The organism is Sphingomonas japonica (genome assembly GCF_006346325.1).
Classification (GTDB): domain Bacteria; phylum Pseudomonadota; class Alphaproteobacteria; order Sphingomonadales; family Sphingomonadaceae; genus Sphingomonas; species Sphingomonas japonica.
On record NZ_VDYR01000001.1, the window covers coordinates 1,737,856 to 1,761,572 of the forward strand.

The following is a 23,717-nucleotide window of genomic DNA, read 5'->3' on the forward strand; positions in this document are numbered from 1 at the left end:
TAGACATTGTCGAAGACAATCTTACCCCTCCTTACTGAGCTATGTCATCCCATCAACGTAAGCTCACACTTGAAGAATCTGTATATATTCTTCGCACTGGCGCGGGGAGCAAGCTAAGCCGCTAAACGGCGTATTTCGCCATATTCCTTAAGTTTTAGCTTAGGTTTGACTCCAATATGTCGCTCGAATTCGGCGGATAGCACGCGCATCGCGAGGCCGGATTTAGATACCGGCACAAGGATCGCATCGTGAAGGGGAAGCGAGGGAATGGCGTGCTCGAAGGCGAGACTTTCTATCGTCGCGAGCACTACCTCGCTTTCAGCATAGTGCAGGTCGCCCCACGCGCAGCCGCTATCGCCCAAGTCCGCCAGGAGGGGAAACTTGTTCGTCACAGCCGTCCTTACCCGTCCTACCGGGTAGTTTTTCCGCACGTCAGGGATGGGTTGAACGTCCCGGCCCTGGGGGTTCTCCAGCTGGTCAACGACCTCTGACGGCCATCTGGAATGAACCTTCCCCAGTCCAAAAGCCGCATTGATATATGCTTTCGCGATAGCCCTAGGGGGCCATGCCATGGCGTACAGGTCAGCGACGCTGGTATCCAGCGGGCGGTGCATGAGGCTATGATAAATTGTAAGAAAGCTGGCGCCGATATCAACTTCAACGACCAGCTCGCCGTTGAAGCGGATATGCCGACGTCCCTTCTTTTTTCCGTTTTGGAACGGAGAGTAGATGCGTCCGCCAAAGCGCCCATACCTCTCTGGCTTGCCGTTGTCGCAATAGACGCGCTGGAGGGTCCAGCGTTTGATGCCAGTGACTGCCACGCCCGCCATGAAGGTGTTGAGTCGGTTGATCCTAGCTCCGCTTGAAACGATGTCGGGATGGCTGGTGTCGAGCTTCAACTTTGCGCCCCTATGCCGCCCCTTCGCATCCGTTCTCGAAGGAGCCCGCATGACTACAGGTTCCTTGATCGTGGCCGGGAGTGGAGCAGTGCCGAAATGCTCGCCCAGCCGGTCAAGTGCGATCCCGAACCGAAGTGCCAATGCGATCAACTTACCAGTAGCGCGCATTCGCGTTGCGGTTCCGAAGCCACCTTCGCCTCCTTTTTTGCCGGGAAAGCTCTCGATGAAACCGTTGGCAACAAGGGCATCAAATGCGTCCCTGAAAGCGCGATATCCGATGGGCTCATCAGCAAACGAGTTGCATCCTACAGAGCGATAACGAAAGGCTAAGGGGTTTTCTGCTGCGCATGCCAGAAGATCAGCGGTTAACGCTCCCGTAGCCCCCTTCAGTCGCTTCGAGGGAGATTTAATCCCTCCAACCTCCTTAACAACTAAATTAGACAATTCTTGAATTAAGTTAGAAGAAGATAAAGAATTACACATTCCTGTCAGGTCTAGATATTGCTCACTGTTAATATAAGGTTCTTTGAGTTTGTAGATTAGCATAATTGATTCCTATAGTTATATAGATATAGATATTGAAGGTATAGAATGGCTATCGCCATTCCATACTTGTTACGTTTGACAATTTGGTACGTTACTGAATTGCAGCTCAGCTGGACTTGGACGCTGAGTCTGCGCCTCAACGCCAAGAGCGGCAATTATGCAGCAGCTGGAAAGATGTTCAACCGTTCTTACTGGCTGTTAAGCCATGTTTATGTATGTTTAGGAATTGTGCCTAATTTCGATTTATTTGCCTAGGGAAGGCGTTAAAAAAGACTGCTCAATAAACATTGTTCAGAATACTATGACACAATGCTAGAGGAGTATGGTCCGTTGGGAGCGGTCTATAAGGCTCCTGACGAACAAGGTCGTCAAGAAAAGCGCAAAGCTCACGCTTCGACGTTCGAAGCGCAGCAAAGCCGGTTCAGTTTCCGCGCTAGGTCGTTTGATTATGTCGGCGCGGGCACAAGGTGCTCGAATGAGACACCCGCAAAAACAACGGCTTCAATCATGCTTGAAAGACGAGCGACGGTGCCTTGCCGCACCTGTCCATAACCGGCTGTTACTGACACTTGGTTGTGACCCAAGGCCACCTCGATCTCATCATCTAGGTATCCGGCAGTGCGAAGCTGGTCCGCAAGTCCATGCCGAAACGAGTGCGATCCATACCCGTCGCGCCCGCTCTTGATCCCCAGCCGGATCAAGTAGGTTCGCCAAAATCGCGATGGAGTCCAGCTTATCTGCCCCCGCATATTTGGTTCTAGCTCGGGGAAGAGTCTGCCGTCGCCATCCTTTTCAGCCCGGGCACGCTGCCTTGCGACGTAGCTAAGCCAGCCTAGCTTTCGAAGCATGCTGTGGATCGGAGCGGGTCGACAATGCCCCGATTTCGTCCGTTGTCCGGTCGCCTCGTCATCCTTGATCCACAGGTAAGTTACTCCATCCTGCTCACGTACGTCATCTGCCCTTAGCTGAGCAATTTCGCCGATCCGGGCACCCGTGAATAGGCATACTAGGGGTATCCAATAGCGCCAGTCGTCAGCGCGACATGTACCGGGCTCCCACTCCTTACCGTCGCGCAGAAAGCCGGTGAAGAGAGGTGACGCGAGGATCGTGTTTAACTGCTCGGTAGTAAACGGCGGACGACGGTTCTTCCCGCTCTTCTTACCCTTCTGCAGGTCGTAAAATAGGCCATCGCAGGGATTGCGTTCGACGTAGCCTTCCTGTCGCGCCCAATCGAAAAGGGGCGACAATGTGCTAAGATACCTATTCACCGTATTAGCAGCCATCGGACTTGCCCCGGTGCGCTGCGCCTTTTCAGAAGCCTCCTGCAACGTGAGGCCAGCGTTTTCCTTACGCTTACGGAAAGCAGGGGGTAATGTGGTGATAAGATTGCGCCATTCCCGAACCTCCGCTTGCGTGATCGATGCAAGGCTCCGATGGGCGCCGACGAAGCCCGTAAAGAGTGAGATGACCTTCCGGCCCTGATCTACTGTATCTTGGCGCTGACGGCCTTCTGAGAGCCGCTGAGAGGCATATCGTTCGAACAGCTCGGAAATGCTTTGTCCCTGCCGTGCGCGGCTTTCCCGGCGCTTGCGTGCAGACTGCACAAATTGCGACGGCGCGAAATTACTCTCTGATCCATCTGCCAGAGCTTTAGCGAAGGCGAGCGTGTCCGAACCAGCCGCCGCCAAGTAGTCTACTAGTGTCGCAAAAGCAGGGTCCGTCTCGGCAAGCGTCCAGCCGCGTTCAATAACGAGTTTCCGTGCTCGTTCGATCCAGTAGCTATGGTCACCGGCTCGACGCCTTCGAACCGCCTCTCGATATCGACGCTCGAATTCCGGCGATAGCATCGCAAAGGCGGCTGGTCCTAGCTTCGCCTTTCTTGCGACAAGGTCCGCTGCACGCACGCTCGCACGCTCAAAACCAACCTCCAACGCGATTTCTTCGAGTTCAAAGGCGTCTGGCACCGATGTCTCTTGCAGGGGCCCGACCGATGCAGATGCCAGCGCTACTGCAATTTGCGCTTTCCAGTCAGCAAGATGCGCGTGAGATAAGTCGACGGCGCGGCGGCGATCGGCAACGCCAAGCGACTTGGTAAACTCGTGCCGTCCTAGAATTGGGCGTGCAGCCTTTGGCACCATCAGCCGAAGCTGCCAGTGCTGCGAATTGTTGCGTTTGTGAAGGTGCGGGGCGGCGTTCATCGGGCGCCCCTTCCGGTTTGGTTACGTAGCATATGCGCGTAGCAATAGCCCAACACAGGGCCAACAAAAATGGCTTCTTTCCGTGCTATTAGCCACTTAGCGAGCATCTTACCGGACCTCCAAACTCATCCTCTCTTCCCGACCATTTCCAGCAACGGTCAGTCTTCGGTGCAGGCGCCGTCGTCGCTGGTGCAGCGAATCGTATAGGGCCGATCGTCGCCTTCGGTCGCGTCGAACCGCACTTGCCAGGGCGCCTGATCCGCGAAACGCACGACTGACAGCGTCTGGCTTTCTGGCCCGACCGCGCTGCGTCCGGCATGGCGGGTCGTCGACCGGCCCGACACGTCGATGGTGTAGTGGACGGCCAGACGCTGGGCGCTGCGGCCGGTCAGCGTGATGACGACCTGTCCCGCACGGCGCGAAACATCGAGCGAGAGGGCGTGCGGCGATTTGGGCATGGCAGTTCCAGACACGGCTAGCGTTGCGGCGATGCCGATGAGCCCGAGCTGAAGGCGGCGCGCGGTCATTTGTCGCTCGGCGGCGTCGATGGCGGCGGCGGCGGCACCGGGATCAGATCGGAATCGACGCCGAACATGTTTGCGGCGGCCGGAAAGTCCGACAGGAAGCGGGCCAGATTTTCTGGTCCGATCTCCCGCGCGATCAAATCCGGAGTCGGTTGCTGGCCGCGCTTGCGGATCATTTCCCAGACTGCGGCGACCTCTTCGTAAAGGTTCAGACGCGGCGATCGCGGCAGACCCTCCGCCAGCGCCTGTTCCGGGCTTTCCGCAGACGGTGCGACTTCGGCATCTGGCGGCAGTTGCAGTATCTCGGTCGATGCTCGATTGTTCGGACGGATCTGCTGGACGGTGCCTGGAGGAGGTTTTGGGGCCGCGGGAGCTGCCGTCGGCGCGATCTGTTCCGCAGTGGTCCGGTCACTGCCGGCGGAGGGCGTCCCGGACACGGTCTGCGCCGCTGCCGAAACCGCGCAGAAGCCGAGCGTCGCAAGCGCCACGCTTCGCAGTATCGCCGGAGCCGGTCGATATTCCATACCCGTCTTCATGGTCCCATCTGGGTGATGGCGACGCTGGCGCCGCCGAACTGGGTGATGGCGAGGACCAAGGCCGTGCCCGACTGGGTCAGGGCCGCGGTGTTGGCATCGCCATTCTGCACGAGATCGAGCAGGTTGCCCGAGCCATATTGCGCCAGCGACGCGACATTGTCGCTGCCGAACTGGCTTACCCGGATTTCATTGGCGGCGCCGCTTGCGGCAATCTGTTCGATCGCGGCCTGATTGGCGGACCCGTCCTGCGTCACCAGCGCGATATTCTCGCCCCCCGCCAAACCGCTCTGCATGCTGTCGAGGCTGTTTCCGAACCCTGTGATCGATCCCGTCAGCGTGGCGGTCGCGGCACCGGCCTGCCCCGCCGTGAGCGCGAGGTCTGAGCCGACGAGTTCCGCCTGCAGCATCTTGTCCGGCCCCGATTGTTCGACATGCGCCGTGGTGTTCGAACCGATCTGGCCGATCGTGGCGCGGCTGTCGGTGGCGCCCTGCTGATCCACCACCGCCACATTGCCACTGCCGTTCTGGGCGATTTCAGTGAGTGATTGCGCTGCGCTAGGAACTGCCAAGGTGATGCCGAATACGGCACAGCAGCATCGCTCGAATTTGGTGCGCACCATCGCAGCCTCCGCATCGCAAGAAGAAAGTCCGGGAACGCCGAAGCGCTCCCGGACCAAGGCGTTACTGGCTTACGGTAGCCGTGTTGAACGACCCCGACTGCGTCACGAACGACATGTTGCCGTCGGTGAACTGCTGGACCGTCGCGGTGTTGTTGTTGCCGCTCTGATCGACGTCGGACATGTTGCCGTCGCCATACTGACCGACGAACGCGTAGTTGAACGATCCGGTCTGCAGGATGTCCGACAGATTGCCGTCGCCCGACTGATCGTTGACGGCATAATGGTTGTCGCCATCCTGGTCGATCACCGATCCGTTGTTGTCACCGGTCTGATAGATCGCGGCGGACATGTTCTCGGTCGGCGGGCTGTCTTCCTGCTGAGTGATGCTGGCGGTATTGTTGCTGCCAGTCTGATAGGCGAACGCGTCGCTGTCCTCGGCGCGCTGGGTGATCGTGGCGCTGTTGTTGTCACCAGCCAGCTGCCAGACATAGGCGACCGAGCGGTTGCCGTAGTTCTGGACCAGCGCATCGCTGTTGGTGCCCCACTGGAGCACTTCGGCATAGCCCTGATTGGCGCGCTGGAACACCTGCGAGTCGTTGCTGTCGCCCGCCTGATCGACGTACACCTGCGAGTTGATCGGGCGCACACCGCCGGGCGAGGTCTGATCGACCAGGCTGGTATTCCCGTTCCCGGACTGGTTGACGTCCGCGGTGACGTCCTCGCCGTCCTGGATCACGTCGGACAGGTTGCCGTCGCCGCTTTGATCGACGAACGCGTCATCATTGGTGCCGGTCTGCGCGACGCTCGAGCTGTTGAATGCGCCGCTCTGGTTGACATAGGCTTCGCCGGCATCTCCGGTCTGATCGACCGAACTGTCGTTGAGCAAGCCCGGCTGATTGACCTGCGCGATATGGCCGCCCGAGCCTGCCTGATTGATCGTGCTGGAGTTGCCCCAGCTATCGTCCGACAGCGCGGCGGTAGCATCGCCTTGGTTGACTGTTGCCGAGTTGCCGTCGCTCGACTGGCTGACGCTCGAGGTCTGGCCGTCATCGAGTTGGGTGACACTGGCGGTGTTGCCGTTTCCGGACTGGTCGATCAGCGAGTTGCTCTGCAGCGCAAAGGTGCTCGTATCCTGATTGACCGTCGCCGAGTTGCTGTCGCCGGACTGGAGCACGTCCGACACGTTCTGCGGCGTCGCGCCGCTGCCATCGTCGGCCTGGGTGACGGTGGCAGTGTTGCTTGCGCCGCTCTGATCGACCAGCGAGTCGCCGCCCGACAGCGATCCGGTCTGGTCGACCGTCGCACCGTTGCCGGTATTGGTCTGATTGACCACGCTGATCGACTGCGCGAACGCAGGCGCTGCAAACGACAGGGCCAGCACCGAGGCTGCGCCAAGAAGTACGTTCTTCATTTCTATTCTCCCATTCGATGCGGGGACGGCAGGATCGCCGCCCCCGGGTCGGTCGCGGGAATGCCCCCGCTCTGTACCGCCGGACGATATTCGAACGGCGCGGCCGGCCCCGCGCCAATCGACGGGAAAAAGAGATCGGAGACAGGAACCCGGCGGTGGGCCTTGGGGGTGCGGCCACCGGATCCACTTGCGCAGGACGGCCCGGAAGCGCATCCTGTAGGGGTGAGCATGTCTCGCAATCCGGCTCGGGTCCCGTACCCTTGCCGATCGGGCCCATCAGCGGCATGACTCCAATCGTGGCCGCTGGTGGGTTCGCCTGCGTCCGGCCAGGCCGGGCGCGTATCGCTGCATCATCCTCCTTTCGCGGACGCCGGCGACGCCGTGCGCTGGGGCTGAACGGAAACCTGGGGCGCCGGACCGAGTAGCGGCGGCACGGTCAATGTCGGAGCGGCGGGCTGCGGCCGCGTCGCTTGGACCGGCGCAGCAGCAGGCGCACGGACTGCGACCCTGGGACGCGGCTGCGCAGCCATGCGCGGCGGGCATGCGCCGCTTACCAGGGTTCCATCGACCTGATGGGCCAGCGCCACGCTCGACTCGGCTATATTGTCGCGCTGCGCATAATAGCTGCGCAGCATCGCTTCGCTCGCGGCCGGGGTGCTCGACAAACACCACAGCCCCATCGATGCGCCTTCCAGCACCAGGCCATAGACGGCGGCTTCGATCGCCTGCTGCAGCGCCAGCGCGTCGGGCTCGTTGAAGGCGACGCCCGCCTCGAGTTCGAGCAGGTCCTTGAACGCGACATAGCGGAACGAATTGGCGTCCACCCCGATCGAGGCGATCGACTTGCGGACGCTGACATTGGTCAGCACCTCGCCGGTCTTGACGCTGACCGCGCGCAGATAGACCGTCACCGTATCCTCGCGATACTGCGTCGACGCGCCGATGCCGAGGAATCGTGCGCCCAGCCCGCCCGACTTGGTATTCGCGTCATAGCCGATGATTCCGCCCTCCAGCAGGATCCCGGCGAACAACAGGGGCGGCAGCGCCTGGGGATTGAGCGTCTTTTCGCCGAGATAGGAGGAGCGCATGTCGCGGATCACGGCGCGCTCGCGCAGCAGGTTGTCGAGTCGCTCGCGCTCGATCACCGTGAACCAGCGGCGATTGCCCGCCGCCTGCAGCGCCTTGACGAGGATCGAGGTCGCGCCTTGCGTCACCGCGCGAGACAGCGTCTGGACGCCGTCGGTCGGCTTGAACTGTCCGGTCTGGTCGGTGAAATTATAGACGGCGACGGCGATCAGGTCGCCCGCGGGGGGCAATTGCTGCAACGTCGAGGTCATCGGCGTCGGCCGCGTCGCCTGCGCCTGTGACCAGCTTGCCTCGTTATGCGCCGCGCAGGCACCTAGCGACAGCGCCGCCATCCCCGCCCCCGCGCGCCTCGCCCACGGCGTCATGGCTAGAGCCCGAGCCCGAGGGAGCTGCCGTCCTGCAGCAGCGGGACGACGATCTCCGTGACGGTCCCATCGGCATTGTTGGTGATCGTCAGCGTCACCGAATCGATCCCGCGGACGAACGAAATCTCCTGGTCGCCGAACTGGATCAGTCCGCTGTCCTGCGCATTCTCGCCAAAGATGATCTCGTTGATCTGAGTCGCCAGCGACGACAGCAGCCGGCTTTGCAGCGTGCGGAGGAACTGCGATCCGGGATCGGCCGAGCTGATCGCGGTCGGGTCCTTGTACTTGCTTTGCGCCGAAGCGATGCCGAGCAGGTGCGCTGAATTGAAGGGATTGCCGCCGAACGAGGGATTGATCGGCGTGTAGACGATGTCCGACGCAAGGCTCGGCGCAGGTACCGACAGTGTTCCCACCAACGATATCGCCGCAAGCGATTGTACCCAAGGTTTGAAAGTAAACATCCGGCCCTCCCCGAGTGCAGATCGATCAGCGCTCCACCAGGAATCGCGAGGGCGATCCCGAGCGAAAATGCCAATGCCCAAGTCTGTTTTCACAAACTCGATTCAGTCATGTCGATGCGACCAGGAAGTGGCTCAATGCGCTCAAGACATCTACACTTGTCTTGACGAAACCACTGTTGATACCGCCGAGCGCTGTCCTCTCTGTTGGAGGCGACTCGATCGCTACTGGAGATGTGCTACAATCGATCGGTGAGATCGACCATCCGTAACGATACGGATGGTATTTGACCGACCACCGGGTGTAGGACGGTCGCACAGAAGGCACCCGGCGAGGGGCCCGTTTGCGTCGCGCTCGATTCAGGGGGATGCCAAACGATGCCCAGCGACTATCTGTCCCGACCGATATCGCTCCACTGGCTCAGGATGCCGGCTGGAGATTCATTGGGCCATTGGCGTCAGTCCCTGCACGCCAAGCCCTATGTTGGCGCGATGTGCGCGGTAGCGGTTGCTACCGCGCTGCGCGGACTGGTCGAGCCCATCCTCGACCATCGCATGCCGTACACCCTTTATCTGCCGGCGATCATCGTCGCGGCGGCGTTCTGCGGCGCTGGTCCTGCAATATTCGCGGTACTGGCCAGCGCGACGATCGCCATCGTCACGTTCCAGCCGTTCGTGCCCGATGCGATTCATTTCACCGCGCTGGGCGTGTTTCTTGCGACGTCCGGCGGGATCATCGCGCTGACCGGGCGGCTGGTGCTGTGGCGAGACACCGCGCTACGCGAACACGCCCTAGCCGATCGCCGAACCGTCGAGGCGCGCATGCTCGCCGAAGAAATGTCGCTGCTGGTCGATGCCGCTGCCGACCATGCGATCTACTTTCTGGATACCGATGGGCACGTCAGCCTGTGGAGCCCGAACGCGATGCGGATCAGCGGCTGGACGCAGAGCGAAGCGATCGGAAGAGGCTTCGATCTGTTCTATTGCGCGGACGATCGCGCCGCGGGAGTGCCCCAACGCGCCCTCGCCGAAGCGCGTGCGCACGGAAAGCTGCGCAGCCGCGGCCGGCGCTGCCGCAAGGATGGCAGTAGCTTCATTGCCGACGTCACGCTGACCGCGCTGTATGATGACGACGGCCGGCTGCGCGGCTTCGGCAAGGTGATGCGCGACGTCACCGAAGAGGCGACGGCCGCGCACGAAATAGAGATCCGCGAACGCCAGTTGAGTTCGATTCTCGCGACCGCGCCCGAAGCGACCGTGGTGACCGATTGCGACGGCCGGATCACCGCGTTCAATCACGCGGCGCAGGCGCTGTTCGGCTATGACCGGGCCGACATCATCGGTTGCGAGGACAAGATCCTGTCGCTGGAACTCGCCGCCCTGCCGGACGAGCCCGCCCGGTTCGATCGGCTCGCCGTGGCGACACCGCATCGCGGGCGCGCACGCCGCGCGGACGGCACGCTGGTGCCTGTCGAAGTAACGGTCGGGCGCGCCGCGATCGGCGACAAGCCGCTGTTCACCGCCTTCATCCGCGACCTGTCCGACGAAATCGCGACGCGCAACCGGCTCGACAAGGTCCAGTCGCAATTGCTGCATCTGTCTCGCATCAACGCGATGGGCACGATGGCATCGACCCTGGCGCACGAACTGAACCAGCCGCTGACCGCGGCCGAAAGCTATGTCGGCGCCGCGCGCTCGATGCTGGCGACGGGGGGTGCCGAAAAGACCGATCAAGCGTCGCGCGCGCTGGAGGCAGCCTCGGCACAGGTGCTGCGCGCAGGCTCGATCATCCGGCGGACGCGCGAGATGCTGGCACAGCGCGACACCAGCTATGTCCACGAAGATCTGGAGGAACTGGTCCGCGACGCCGCGGCGCTGGCGTTACTTGGCATCCGGGACAGCGGCATCGCCACCGACATCCGCATTGCGCCGAATATCGGTACGGTGCTGGTCGATCGCGTCCAGATCCAGCAGGTCATCCACAATTTGCTGCGCAACGCGATCGACGCAGTCCAGCATTGCCCGGTGCGGACGATCCGTCTGGCAGTCACGGGCGGTGATCCCGATTTCGCGACCGTCACGGTGAGCGACACCGGCATCGGCCTGACCGAGGATGAGCATCTTCGCCTGTTCACCGCATTCTACAGCACCAAGAAGAGCGGAATGGGGGTCGGCCTGTCGATCTGTCGCACGATCGTCGAGGCGCATGGCGGGCGGATCTGGGCATCACGGCGGGAGGGCGGCGGGGCAGAGTTCCGCTTCACCCTCCGCCGCACCGATTGGGGGCAGTGACATGACAGTCAGCAGTCCCGCCACCGGCACCGTCCATATCGTCGACGACGATGCCGCCATTCGCGAGAGCCTGTCGCTGGTTCTGGCTACCGCAGGCCACCGTGTCCATTGCTGGGAAGATGGGTGCGGCTTCCTTGCCGCCGCAGCAGCGCTGGGTCCGGCCTGTGCGATCCTCGACGTGCGCATGCCGCTGATCGACGGCCTGGCGGTGCAGCGCGAAGTAGTGGCTTTGCGGCTGCCGATCGCGGTGATCATCCTGACCGGCCATGCCGATGTGCCGTCGGCCGTGCGGACCCTGCGCGCGGGCGCGGTCAATTTTCTGGAAAAGCCGGTCGAAACGTCGGCACTGCTCCAGGCGGTGACCGACGCGCTGGCCACGATCGATCCCGGCGGCGGCAGCGATCATGCCGAGGCGCAGGCGCGGCGCAAGCTGGCGCTGCTGTCGCCGCGCGAACTCGAGGTGCTGCGGGGGCTGGCAGCGGGCAAGCAGAACAAGTCGATCGCAATCGACCTCGGCATCAGCCACCGCACCGTCGAGGTGTACCGCGCGAACATCATGGAAAAGCTCGACGCCGCCAGCCTTTCCGAGGTGCTGTACGTCGCGTTCGCAGGCCATGTCCTGAGCACAGCGTCGCCCCTGCGAAGCGAGCACCGGCTGCTCTGCCATTGACCGTCCCGCGCGGGGACATTCGGGCCTAGGCACAGCCGCGTTAACGATTTCATCGAACTGTAACGCGATCCGCATCGAACCTTCACAAAGCCTCCCTAGCGACGCACCATCACGCCGGGCGATCGCCCGCCGAATCATCGCAGCAGCGCGCCAGCAGGCATCATCGCGATGTCGGTAGGCCGATCATCATCGACTTGGGGAAGTTGACACATGGCACAGCAATATTTCGCGCTCGCAGCGGGCGATCTCCTGCAGGATTGGTCGGATACCGGGCTGCTCTCGGCGGATGACTGGAGCCGGGTGCCCAGCATCGTCGGCTATCGCGGCGACGGGCTGACCAGCGGCACCGGCGTCGATCCCCGCACCGTGCTGGGGTCGAGCGACGTCGTCGATGTCAACGTCAACCTTGCCAATCCCGACAGCTACACCACGGGCGGCGTCGCCGAGTTCGACGGCATCGCCAATCCTGTCGTCGCGCTGCAGGGTTCGGGTACCGCCCGCGCGCCGTATCTGGTGATCCACCTCGACACCACCGGGCGCGAGGACGTGGTGTTCGGGGCGCTGCTGCGCGACATCGACGCGGGCACCAGCGCGGTCCAGCCGGTCGCGATCCAGTACCGCGTCGGCGAAACCGGCGACTGGATCAATATCGATGGCGGTTATGTCGCCAATGCCAATATCGGCAGCGATACGCCGGTCAGCGTGACGCTTCCCGCCGACGCCAACGACCAGGCGCAGGTGCAGGTCCGCGTCCTCACCACCGATGCGGTCGGATCGGACGCATTCATCGGTGTCGATGACATCACAGTCACCAGCGCGCCGATCGCGGCGGCCGAGCCGGTGTTGCCGTGGATCAACGAATTCCATTACGACAATGACGGCGCCGATGCCGGCGAGGCGGTCGAGATTGCCGGGACCGCGGGCACCGACCTGACCGGCTGGTCGCTGGTGCTCTACAATGGTTCGAACAACGCGCCCTATGGCACGATCGCCTTGTCGGGCGTCATCGCCGATCAGGCCGATGGATACGGCACGCTGTCGTTCGCGGCAGTCGGGCTGCAGAACGGATCGCCCGACGGCTTCGCGCTGGTCGATGCCGGCGGCGCGGTCGTCCAGTTCCTGTCGTATGAAGGCACGATCACCGCCGCGAGCGGCGCGGCGGCCGGTCTGACCAGCACCGATGTCGGCGTGGCCGAAGCAGCGTCCTCGCCGCTCGGCTTCTCGCTGCAGCTCAAGGGCAGCGGCGCGAGCTATGGCGATTTCACCTGGGCCGAGGCCAGCGACGACAGTTTCGGCGACGTCAATGACAGCCAGAGCTTTGGCGACGGCCCGCCTCCGCCAGTCGCCGGCGCGCTGTCGGTCGCCGATGCGTCGGTCGTCGAGGGCGACAGCGGCACCGCGGACCTGGTGTTCACGGTGACGCGCAGCGGTGGCAGCACCGGCGCGGTTTCGGCAACTTGGACCGTCACACTCGGCAGCGCGAGCGCAGGCGATCTTGCGACCTCAACGCTGACCGGCACGGTGAACTTCGCCGACGGCGCGACCAGCGCGACGATCGTCGTACCGGTACTGGGCGACACCGACGTCGAAGGTGACGAAGACCTCACGCTCACCCTGTCGAACGCCACCGGCGGCGCGACGATCGCCGATGGCGAGGCGACCGGAACCATCGTCAACGACGATGCCGGCACTCCACCGCCTGCGGGCAGCGTGTTCATCAACGAAATCCATTACGATGACGAATCGACTGACACCGGCGAGGGCATCGAGGTCGCCGGGCTTGCCGGTACCGACCTGACCGGCTGGTCGCTGGTGCTCTACAATGGCAATGGCGGTGCCAGCTATGGCACGATCGCGCTGTCGGGCGTGATCGCCGATCAGTCTAACGGCTATGGCACCGTGGCGGTCCCCGCGGTCGGCCTTCAGAACGGGTCGCCGGACGGCATCGCGCTGATCGATGCCAGCGGCAACGTCGTCCAGTTCCTGTCGTACGAAGGCACGATGGTTGCCAGCAACGGCCCCGCCGCCGGCCTGACCAGCACCGATATCGGCGTCGCGGAGGAACCCGCCCCGGGCGACGGCTTCTCGCTCCAGCTCAAGGGTGTCGGCGCCACCGCCGCAGACTTCGTGTGGACCGCACCGAGCGACGACAGCTTCGGCGACGTCAATGACGGCCAGAGCTTCATCGCCCCCGACGGCACCGGCCAGATATCGATCCGCGACGCGCAGTTCGACGAAGGTGATGCCGGTACCACCGATTTCAGCTTCGTCGTCCGCCGCGCCGGCGGCAGCGCCAGCGAGGCGTCGGTAGACTATACCGTCACGCTCGACGGCAGCGCCGACGCTGCCGACTTCGGACCGGACGCCGCGTTCACCGGGACGGTGACCTTTGGCGCGGGTCAGAGCGAAGCGACGATCACCCTGCCCGTCGCCGGCGACCTGGTCGGCGAGTCCAATGAGACGTTCAGCGTCACGTTGTTGAACCCGAAGGGCGACATCGTCATTGCCGATGCCGACGCAATCGGCACCATCCTCAACGACGATCTGGTGACGCTGGCGATCGGGACGATCCAGGGGCTCGGCCATGTTTCCGACTATGTCGGCCAGACGGTGCACACGAGCGGCATCGTCACGGCGGTCGATTCGAACGGCTATTATCTGCAGGATGCAGTCGGCGACGGTGACGCGGCGACATCGGACGGCATCTTCGTGTTCACCGGATCAGCCCCGACCGTTACGGTCGGCGATGCGCTAGAGGTAACCGGCAACGTCTCGGAGTTCCAGGGCGGACCGGCGGGCCTGTCGGTCACGCAGATCGACACCGCGACCGCCACCGTGGTCAGCAGCGGCAACGCGCTGCCGACCGCAGTCGTGATCGGCCAAGGCGGCGTCCTGCCGCCGAGCATGGTGATCGACGACGATGGCCTCACCAGCTACGATCCAAGCAGCGACGGCATCGATTTCTACGAATCGCTCGAAGGCATGCTGGTGACGATCGACGCGCCGATGGCGGTCGCCAGCACCAATAATTTCGGCGAGACGTTCGTGGTCGCGTCGGGCGGCGAGGGTGCGACCGGCGTCAACGATCGCGGCGGCATCACGCTGTCGCCGGGCGACTATAATCCGGAAAAGATCCAGATCGACGACGATGCCGCGATCTTTGCAGGCTTCACCCCCGGCTATTCGACCGGCGACGTGCTCAGCGACGTGACCGGTGTCGTCAACTATGCCTTCGACTCTTACGAAGTGCTGGTCACCGAAGCGGTCACGGTCACACAGGACGTCACGCTTCCGCGCGAGATCGCCGATTTCGCCAGCGATGCCGACAGCCTGTCGATCGCGACCTACAATGTCGAAAATCTCGACCCGACCGACACCAAGTTCGATCTGCTGGCCAACGACATCGTCTATAATCTGCGTGCTCCCGACATCATCGCGGTTCAGGAAATCCAGGACGCCGACGGCGCGGGCAATGGCGGCAATCTGTCGGGCACCGTCACGGCGCAATTGCTGATCGACGCGATCGCGGCGGAGGGCGGCCCGCGCTATGCCTATGTCGAGGTGGCGCCCGATGCGCCGAACAGCACCGGCGGTGAGCCCGGCGGCAACATCCGCAACGGCTATTTCTACAATATCGACCGCGTCGACTACGTCACCGGCAGCGCGCAGCTGATTGAAGGTCCGGCCTATGAGGGCACGCGCCGTCCGCTGGTCGCCGAGTTCATGTTCAATGGCGAAGCGGTGACGACGGTCAACGTCCACTTCACCTCGCGCGGCGGCAGCGATCCACTGTTCGGCAACACCCAGCCGCCGGTCGACGCCGGCGAGGCGGCGCGCGAAAACCAGGCCGCCGGCATCCGCGCCTATGTCAACGAAGCGCTGGCAGGCGATCCGGCCAAGAACATCGCGGTGCTCGGCGACTTCAACGGTTTCTACTTCGAGGACGCGCAGCAGATCCTGACCGGCGACGGCGTGCTGACCAACGTCGCCACACTGCTGCCGGAAGAGGAACGCTACAGCTATCTGTTCGACGGCAACAGCCAGCTGCTCGACAACATCCTCGTCACCGGCGGGCTGTTCGCCGGGGCCAGTTATGACGCGGTCCACATCAATGCGGAGTTCGGCGGCGAGCGCGCCACCGACCATGACCCGCAGGTGGCGCTGTTCGATTTCGCCACACCGAATGTCGCCCCCGTCGCCGTCGATGACGCGGTCACGGTCGCCGAGGATGCGACGACGGACGACCTGACGGCACTGCTGCTGGGCAATGATATCGATGACGGCGCGCTGCGGATCGACAGCGTCGATACCAGCGCGACCCAGGGTAGCGTGGTGTTCGATGCCGAAACCCAGACGCTGCGCTACGTCGCCGATGCCGACGCATTCGATGCGCTGGCTCCAGGCGAGACGGCCACCGACAGCTTCGATTACACGGTGGTCGATGCTCAAGGCCTGACCAGCACGGCGACCGTCACCGTGACGATCACGGGCGAGGCCGACGGCGTCGTGATTACGGGGACGGTGTTCGGCGACATGCTGGTCGGCACCGGCGGCGAGGATAGCATCGACGGTCGCAACGGCAACGACACGCTGCTCGGCCTCGGCGGCAACGACGTGCTCACCGGTGGCAACGGCAACGATCATCTCGAAGGTGGCATGGGCGCCGACATGCTGCTGGGCGATGCCGGCAATGACGACATGCTCGGCGGCGCGGGCGACGACATCCTGATCGGCGGGCGCGGCAACGACACGCTGACCGGGGATGCCGGTGCGGACCTGTTCGTGTTCGACCGGCAGAGCGGTGCGGATGTGATCGGCGATTACGAGATCGGCAGCGACGTGCTGCTGTTCGACAATCTCGACATCATCCGCACGCGCGTGACCGACACCGACCGCGACGGCACGCTCGACCTGACCATCGCCTTTCGCCAGGGCGGCGGCGTCACCCTGCTCGGCATCGACGATCTGGCGAGCGTGACGATCGAATATGGCGATGCGCCGATGCCCGGCGAAACGATACTCTGACGCTGGTTGGCCCCTCCCCTTGCGGGAGGGGCCAATCCGGCCCTAGCGGGCGCGCCGATAGTCGTGCCGGAGGAAGTCGAACACCGGCAGAGCCTCGGTCGTCTCATAATCGAACCAGGCGGCATTTTCCCAGTCGGAGCCCTTGCCCCAGCGCGTACCGCATCGCGTCGAGACCCAGTTGGGTTCCCAATAGACCACGCCGACCCCGCCGGCATCGACCGTCAGCTGGGTGACGGCGATCATGAAATCGCGCTGCCCTTGCGGCGTTGCTGCATAGCCCGGCACCAGCCCGTCCTCGCCGAGCAGGTTGGTGGCGGTGTCCTTCGCGGCCAGCGTGAAGGGATATCCCGTCTCGACGACGATCACGTCCTTTCCGTATCGCCCCCGTGACGCGGCGATGGTCTTCTCGAGCTGATCGAGCGAGTATTTCGACCATTTCTTGTAATAGCTGATTCCGATCAGGTCGTAGTCGGTGACGCCTGCCCGGGTCGCGGCGTCGAACCACGGCAGGACGTGCTCGGGCTGGGCGATGTGCAGCATCACTCGCGGGTTGGTCGACGCGGTCCGCCCGACCTCGCGAACCGCCGCGATGCCGGCGTTGAACAGCTTGGCATTGCGCGCCCAGTCGATCGCCACCGTCTCCTTGCCGCCGAGCAGCTCGGGATTGGTCTCGTTGCCGACCTGGACCAGTTCGGGCATCGCCCCGTCGCGGTCGAGCCGGGTGAGGATGTCGACGGTATAATCGTGCAGCGCCTGCGCCTGCTGGTCGGTGGTCAGCCCTTCCCACGCCTTGGGCGTCAGCTGTTTGCCGCCATCGGCCCAGTCGTCGGAGTAATGAAAGTCGAGCAGCACCTGCATTCCCGCCGCCTTGGCGCGCCGGATCGTCTTGAGCACGTCGTCATAGTCGCTGTACCGCGTCCAGGTCGCGTCGTTCCAGATGCGTACCCGCACGACGTTGCCACCCTGTGCCGCGAGCAGCGCGAAGGGATCGACCGGCTTGCCGTCCTTGCGATAGACCGCGCCGCAATCCTCCATTTCGTTGACGTAGGACAGGTCGCCGCCAAGATAGAGCCCGCCCGGCGGTGGCGGCGCGAACCGCGCTGTCGATGGTTGCGTGGTGGCGGCACAGCCTGCCAGCATCGCCATCGCCGACACCATCCAGATCGATGTTGCTCGCAACCGCCTTCTCCCGCTTGCCGCCACACGTCGACCGGCGAGACGAGCCTCGCTCAATTCTGGGGCGGAGGCGAGATCAAACTTGCATGCGGCGCAGGATCGGATCGACGACCTTTTCCATCTCGGAATAGCCCGCAGCTTCGGGATGAACGCCGTCATTGGCCAGCCCCGCCCGAATCGCACCCTTGCCGTCGCCCAGCGCAGGTCCGTAATCGACCCAAATAGCGCCCGCCTCATCCGCGAATGCTTCGATCCAGGCATTGATCTCGGCGATCGGCGCGATCGTCTCAAGACCGGGCCGCCACGGGAAGGAGGCGGCAGGCGGCACGCTGGCGAGGATCACGTCCAAACCATTGGCCTGCGCGATCTGCGTCATCGCGGTGAGGTTGTCGTAGGTCTGCTGGCGCGTCATCGGGCCGGTATTGCCGGCGATGTCGTTGGTCCCGGCCATGATGTGCACGGCGCGGGGGCGGAGCGCGACGACATCGGCCATCATCCGCAGCAGCATCTGCGGCGTCGTCTGTCCGCCGATGCCGCGGCAGACACGTCCGTTGGCGAAGAAGCCGGGCCGCTTGTCGCGCCAGCCTTCGGTGATCGAGTCGCCCATGAAGACGATGCCGACCGCCTCACCCGACGCCTTCAAGCGGGCATTGTCCGATGCGTAGCGGCCAAGCCACGCCCAATCCTCGCGCAACCGTTTTTCGGCGGCGTCGTCCTGGGCATGGGCCGCGAGCGGAAGCAGCGACAGCCCGGCGGAAGCGGCGAAGAAGGAGCGGCGATCGAGCGTCATAAGGCCTCCGTCAGCGAGCAGATGTCGGCGCGCAGCATGGCAGCCACACCTGCGCCCTGGTTGGTGAAGACGATGTGGCGCCGGCTGCGCATGTCGTAGCGGGGCCATTGCGGCAGCCCCGGACCGTTGGGATCGCCGGTGCGAGCGAAGTTGGCCCAATAGTCCTGGAGATGCAGGCCCCCTGCGCGGTCTTCACCCCAGATATAGCTGATGTCGAGCGCGTGCGCCGTCATGCGCCCGTCACGCGCGGCGTCGAGTTCGTAGCGCCACACCGGCGCGCCGCGCTCGGCCACGGCATCCGCCATCCGGCCGGCAGGGCAGCGGAACGTTGCATCGGTTGCAATCTGCTGGTCGATCGTGCCCATCCGGGGGTCGGGCGCGGCATCGCGGCCGCCAAGCACGTAGAACCGCCGCGCCGCTCCTTCTTGCCCGGCAAAGCTCAGGGCCACGAACGCGTCGCGCGCGGGGCGTCCGCCGGGCAGATCGAGCTCGAACCGGTTCGATCCGATCAGCACCGGTCGCGACTGCGCGCGCCGCATCAGCGCGATCGGGTCGGCTGGGATGACCTTGCCATCGACCGTTGTGCGTAGCCACAGATAGTCATCGGCGGTAAGCACCGCGTCGTGAAGCTTTAGGTCCGCCGCCAGCAGCGACGCCGCCGATGCCGATCGCAGCCGCGCGATGTCGCCGCCGGTGCCGAGCAGCGCGTCGGCCTGATCGCCGATGCGCAGCGCCTGTTCGAGTGGGCGTACCGGCAGCCCGAAATTGGGCGTGCCCGATTGCAGTACCGCCTTGGCGAACGAGCCGCGCGCCTGCGGACTGGCGACGAGCAGGCCGACATCCTGCGCACCCGCGCTTTCGCCGGCGATCGTGACATTGGCAGGATCGCCGCCGAAGCTGGCGATGTTGTCTTGTACCCAGCGGAGCGCGGCGATCTGGTCCATCAGCCCGTAATTGCCCGCAGCACCATCCACGACGGCGCCGCGGTGCGCGAGGAAACCAAAGATGCCGAGCCGGTACTGGATCGACACGACAACGACATCCTTGCCGACCATCGAACTCGACGCCATCCCGCCGCCCGATCCGGCGCGGTTGCTGCCGCCGTGGATCCATACGAACACCGGGCGCTTGCCGGTGAGCGCAGGCGTGCCGACCGCCAGCGTCAGGCAATCCTCGCTGGCATAGACGTGATCGGCGCGGTTCCAGCCATAGTCGTTCTGGAGGCAGGCCGGCGCCTGCCGCGTGGCGTCGGCGACGCCCTGCCACGCCGTCACCGGGCGCGGTGCTCGCCAGCGATTGTCGGCAAGCGGCGGTGCGGCGAAGCGGATGCCCTGGAACAGCAGGCGGTCCGGCTGCTGCTCTCCCCGGACCGCTCCGCCTGTGACTTGCACGACCGGCGGGTCGGCGGCGGCAGTGACCGTGAACAGCGCAAGGGCCAGAAGCGCCGTCCCGATGCGCATCGCCGTCACGACCCGATCTGCGCCTGCGTCACATTCCATCCCCGCAGCGTGAACCGTGGCGTGGCGGTGACGCGCGCCGGGTAACGCACGCTGATGGTGCGCGTCTCTCCGGGCAGCAACGCAACATAGTTGTCGGAATAGAAGGCCGGCAGGATGCGTTCGCCGACGTCGTCGATAAGCGTCAGCTTGGCATTGAGCGCGGGCGTTGCGGTCGGGTTGGTCAGCGTCACCGTCACCGCCTTGTCCTCCCCTGCTGCCACCGGTGCCGCCGCGCTTGCAGTCAGCGTGACCGGCGCGAGATCGTTGAGCGCCTGGTACGACGCTTCGTCGCGCCCGCGCCAATAGAAATTGTCGGACACCACCGTGCCGTCCCGGTCGATCAGCTGCAGGCTGACCAGCAGCATCGGGTTGGCCTCGAACAGTTCGGCGAGCGGAAGCGCCGCCAGCCGCGTCGCGCGGTTGGCGAGCGCATCGAGGCGATCCTCGCGCGCGAACAGCTCGGAATTGTCGAGCCCGACGACGCGCGACCGCACCCGCAGCCCCTTGGCATCGCCCTGAGTGGTGTTGAGCACGACCAGCGCGTTGTCGGGCAGGTTGAGCTGGACGTGGAGCGGCTCGGTCGCCTTCTTGGCCCCGTAATAGGCCGCGTGGGTGTCGTAATCCCACGAATAGATCTGCCACGCATTCGACGGCCATGCCGGATGCGTCATCCAAAGCAGCCGCCCGCTGTTCTTGGTCCACAGATGGCCCAGGAACCCCTCATACATGGCCTTGTGCGTCTCGAGGTTCATCATCTGCGCCTTGCGCTCGAAATCCTCCAAGCTGGTCGCTTGCCCGAACATCGTGGCGAGCGTCGTCATGAACGTCCTGGTGTCGCCGTTCCCGGCAAAATGCCAGTCGTGATAGGCCAGCGTGTCGGACAGCGGCCAGCGATCCTGCGCGGGGACATAGCTGCGCACCGATTCCAGCGTCGACAGCGATGGCGTGCCGGTTTCGACCGAAAAACCGCTGGCGAGATCGGTGAAATATCCGGCGGGCGGACGGTAATTATATGGCCCCGACCCTTGCAGATTGACGACGTTCGACGATCCGGTGAACCAGCGCGTGCCGTCGAGATCGAATACCGCGTCGTCCAGTCCCTCGTTGAGGATCGGTTGGGGCACACCTTCGTTGCGGCCGAACCACAGGATGATCGACGGGTGGTTGCGATAGCGCGCGATGGTGTCGCGGGCGTTGGCGAGGAACAGCTGCGGGTCCTGCGGCTCGACCTGAAAATTCTGTGTCGATGCCCAGAAATCGTTCATCACCATCATGCCGTGCTCGTCGGCGAGGTCGTAGAACTCTTCCTCGGTATTGTTGCCCATCCAGTTGCGGATGATGTTCATGTGCGCCTCTTTCTGGAGGCGGAAATACGGCTTGAGCCAATCGTAGCTGACGCGCTTCATCGCGTCGTCCATGCCCCAGTTGCCGCCGCGCGCGGCGATGCGCACGCCGTTGACGCGGATCGTCAGATGCGGTTCGGGCAACGTCTCGTCGATCGCGGTCACCGCCTTGGACGCTTCCCCCGCCGCGGTCAGCGATTCAGCCCAGCCGCGCGGGCTCTGCTTGATCTCCTCATGACGCACGTCGATCAGCTTGCTGCCCGCCAGCTTGCCGTTGGTGGTCTGGACATTGACGCGGCGCAGCTTGCCCGCGGTATCGAACAGCGACAGGTCGTAGCTGACCTCGCGGATGCCGAAGCGATCGGTCTTGCGATCCGAGGGCTTGCCGTCGGCGCTCACCTCGAACGCGATATCGTACAGCTCGGGCGCGCCATAGCCGTTGGGCCACCACAGCCGGGGCTTGGCGACGGTCAGTTGCTTGAACTCGGACGGCGCGAAGCGAACCTGAGTGATGCCGGGTGCAGCCTGAACCGTCTTTTCGACGCTGATCCCGCCAAAGCTCGCCTTCACCACCACCGTCTTGATCGACACGGTCGGGTTGCGCACCGGCACGGTGATATAGACATCGGCGACATCGGTGCGCGGCAGCGGCAGGTCGGTGACGATCTGCGGGTCGAGGATGCGGACGTCGCCATGCGCCAGCAGCTCGACATTGCGCCACATGCCGGTGTTGCGGTCGCGGATGCCGGGGATCCAGTCCCAGCCCTCCGTGGCGACAAACGTCGGACCATCGATCGCCATCTGCCCGCCATTCTCGCCGACGCCGCCGGCGATCGACTGTTCGTGCGGGATACCGGGATGCGGCGGCGGCGAGACGCGCACCGCGATGACATTCTCGCCCGCGACCGGGACATAGTCGAACTGCCCGCGGATGAACGCGCCCGTGGTGTCGCCCAGCCGCCGCCCGTTCGCCCACATCTCGGCGGCATAGTTGATGCCGCCGAACACCAGCGTCAGCTTCCTGCCCGCCGCCTCCGCCGGGACGGTGAAGCTGGTACGGTACCAGTACTCCTGCCGCGCCAGCTTTTCGGGAATCTTGAGGTTGTTGAGCCCGAAATAGGGATCGGGATAGACGCCGCGATCGACCAGGGTCTGAAGCACCGTTCCCGGCACGGTAGCTACATGCCATTTCCCGGTCGCAGCGCCCGGCCGCGACAGCGCCGCACCGTTCGCCGTGACATCGGGCGCGGCAGCGAGCTGCCAGCCGTTGATCTGCCAGCGGCCGGGCTCGAGTTGCTGCATGGCGGGTGCGCTCGGTAGCGGCGTGGCAACAGGATCGCTGTAGGCGGTGTCGCTTTGCGGCAGCGTCCACGGATCCTGCTGTTTCCACAGCCCGGTATTGGCCTTGTTTTGCCATTCCCAACCGACGCCGACCCGCCACAGCTGGACGAGATCGAAATTGGGGCGCTGCGCGACCATCGCGGCGACCTGCTCGGTCGGCAGCGCGCGCGGCGTCACTTGCGCGCCGACCAGCGTGCCGCCGAAATGCCGGTCGGTGACCGGCGCGATGCCGATCTGCGGAGATACGCCTGCCGCAGGGGCGTTCGTCTCGCGAACGCGCTTGCCATCGACATACAGCGTCAGGCGCCGGCCATCCGAACTTGCCGTGATGTGCGTCCAGCGGCCAGCCGCGATCGCCCCCCCGGCGGAAACGCTCGCCGTGCCGTCGATCGCCACCGGCCGACCGTCGCGCAGCACGAGGCAGCGGCAGGCGCCGCCGGGCGTCCCGAGCGCGATCAGCACTACCGCGCCCGTCTGCCGCGCGGTCGGGCGCACCCAGGTGGACAACGTATAGGGTGCGTCCGCGGCCGTCAGCGCGTCGGCATTGGCAACAGGCCGATCGATGCCGATCGATCCTTCGAGGAAGCTGGCATTGTAAGGACCCAGATTGGTCGCGGCGGGTGCTTCCATCGCCGCCGCCGGCAGGATGTCCTGTCCCTGCGCCGACGTTGCGGCGCCTGCGAGCATGGTCGCTGCCAGCCAGATCGAGCGCATCCGAATCCCCTTTTTGCTTTTCGTCATCGCAATAATGACATCGTTTTTACGATTGGTGGCGTTGTGCGAAACAGTGGTTGTGAAATCAAGCCTGTTCCTATTCCGCAAGACCGGCGGCAAACGGGCCCGTCAATTCATAAAATGATTTTTGCTATTCCCCCGCCGTCCGGATGTGGCATGACACGCGCCAACCGGAGCGCGCCCGACACGCGGCGTGCCCGCCT

The 23,717-nt window shown here is 64.1% G+C and carries 16 protein-coding genes; 4 read left to right on the top strand and 12 right to left on the bottom strand.

The features are described 5' to 3' along the window. Positions 1-113 precede the first annotated feature (113 nt). The gene (locus FHY50_RS08630) at positions 114-1,445 is read right to left on the bottom strand and encodes a hypothetical protein (protein WP_140048061.1); all 1,332 of its coding nucleotides are present in this window, start codon (positions 1,443-1,445) and stop codon (positions 114-116) included. Positions 1,446-1,490: 45 nt separating this feature from the next. On the opposite strand from FHY50_RS08630, the gene FHY50_RS08635 reads away from it, so the two are divergent. Next, entirely contained in the window at positions 1,491-1,700 is a 210-nt protein-coding gene (locus FHY50_RS08635) for a hypothetical protein (RefSeq protein WP_140048062.1), read from the top strand. Between the two features lie 191 nt (positions 1,701-1,891). Here the strand turns inward: FHY50_RS08635 and FHY50_RS08640 are convergent, their stop codons facing one another. From FHY50_RS08640 to FHY50_RS08670, 7 genes are all read right to left on the bottom strand, one after another. Continuing rightward, positions 1,892-3,643: a site-specific integrase gene (locus tag FHY50_RS08640; RefSeq protein WP_140048063.1), complete on the bottom strand. Its 1,752-nt coding sequence runs from the start codon at positions 3,641-3,643 to the stop codon at positions 1,892-1,894. Positions 3,644-3,801: 158 nt separating this feature from the next. Further along, a complete protein-coding gene (locus FHY50_RS08645) occupies positions 3,802-4,170 on the bottom strand; it encodes a hypothetical protein (protein ID WP_140048064.1) in 369 nt (122 codons plus the stop codon). Beyond that, the gene (locus FHY50_RS08650; RefSeq protein ID WP_140048065.1) at positions 4,167-4,703 is read right to left on the bottom strand and encodes a hypothetical protein; all 537 of its coding nucleotides are present in this window, start codon (positions 4,701-4,703) and stop codon (positions 4,167-4,169) included. The genes FHY50_RS08645 and FHY50_RS08650 overlap by 4 nt, the downstream gene beginning before the upstream one ends. Beyond that, the gene (locus tag FHY50_RS08655) at positions 4,700-5,323 is read right to left on the bottom strand and encodes a hypothetical protein (protein WP_140048066.1); all 624 of its coding nucleotides are present in this window, start codon (positions 5,321-5,323) and stop codon (positions 4,700-4,702) included. The genes FHY50_RS08650 and FHY50_RS08655 overlap by 4 nt, the downstream gene beginning before the upstream one ends. Positions 5,324-5,384: 61 nt before the next feature. Then, positions 5,385-6,734, bottom strand: coding sequence for a hypothetical protein (locus FHY50_RS08660; RefSeq protein WP_166745407.1), 1,350 nt, complete (start codon positions 6,732-6,734; stop codon positions 5,385-5,387). Between the two features lie 350 nt (positions 6,735-7,084). Beyond that, a complete protein-coding gene (locus FHY50_RS08665) occupies positions 7,085-8,185 on the bottom strand; it encodes a CsgG/HfaB family protein (protein WP_140048068.1) in 1,101 nt (366 codons plus the stop codon). 2 nt (positions 8,186-8,187) lie between these two features. Further along, positions 8,188-8,598 carry a curli assembly protein CsgF gene (locus tag FHY50_RS08670; protein WP_244935362.1) on the bottom strand — a complete coding sequence of 137 codons (411 nt, stop codon included), beginning with the start codon at positions 8,596-8,598 and terminating at the stop codon, positions 8,188-8,190. Between the two features lie 489 nt (positions 8,599-9,087). On the opposite strand from FHY50_RS08670, the gene FHY50_RS08675 reads away from it, so the two are divergent. The 3 genes from FHY50_RS08675 to FHY50_RS08685 all read left to right on the top strand — a co-directional run bounded on the left by FHY50_RS08675 (position 9,088) and on the right by FHY50_RS08685 (position 16,630). Beyond that, entirely contained in the window at positions 9,088-10,935 is a 1,848-nt protein-coding gene (locus FHY50_RS08675; protein ID WP_166745408.1) for a PAS domain S-box protein, read from the top strand. Position 10,936: 1 nt separating this feature from the next. Beyond that, positions 10,937-11,605, top strand: a complete 669-nt coding sequence (locus tag FHY50_RS08680) for a response regulator transcription factor (RefSeq protein WP_140048071.1) — start codon at positions 10,937-10,939, stop codon at positions 11,603-11,605. Positions 11,606-11,815: 210 nt separating this feature from the next. Then, positions 11,816-16,630 carry an Ig-like domain-containing protein gene (locus FHY50_RS08685; protein WP_140048072.1) on the top strand — a complete coding sequence of 1,605 codons (4,815 nt, stop codon included), beginning with the start codon at positions 11,816-11,818 and terminating at the stop codon, positions 16,628-16,630. 42 nt (positions 16,631-16,672) lie between these two features. On the opposite strand, the gene FHY50_RS08690 is transcribed toward FHY50_RS08685, so the two are convergent. The 4 genes from FHY50_RS08690 to FHY50_RS08705 form a co-directional block, all read right to left on the bottom strand. Continuing rightward, entirely contained in the window at positions 16,673-17,809 is a 1,137-nt protein-coding gene (locus FHY50_RS08690) for a glycoside hydrolase family 53 protein (protein WP_243846605.1), read from the bottom strand. A gap of 73 nt (positions 17,810-17,882) precedes the next feature. After that, on the bottom strand, positions 17,883-18,596 hold the full coding sequence (locus FHY50_RS08695) for a GDSL-type esterase/lipase family protein (protein ID WP_140048073.1): 714 nt from the start codon (positions 18,594-18,596) through the stop codon (positions 17,883-17,885). Continuing rightward, entirely contained in the window at positions 18,593-20,056 is a 1,464-nt protein-coding gene (locus FHY50_RS08700; RefSeq protein WP_208402822.1) for a carboxylesterase/lipase family protein, read from the bottom strand. The genes FHY50_RS08695 and FHY50_RS08700 overlap by 4 nt, the downstream gene beginning before the upstream one ends. Positions 20,057-20,061: 5 nt before the next feature. Next, positions 20,062-23,493: a glycosyl hydrolase 2 galactose-binding domain-containing protein gene (locus FHY50_RS08705; protein ID WP_244935315.1), complete on the bottom strand. Its 3,432-nt coding sequence runs from the start codon at positions 23,491-23,493 to the stop codon at positions 20,062-20,064. Positions 23,494-23,717 lie beyond the last annotated feature (224 nt).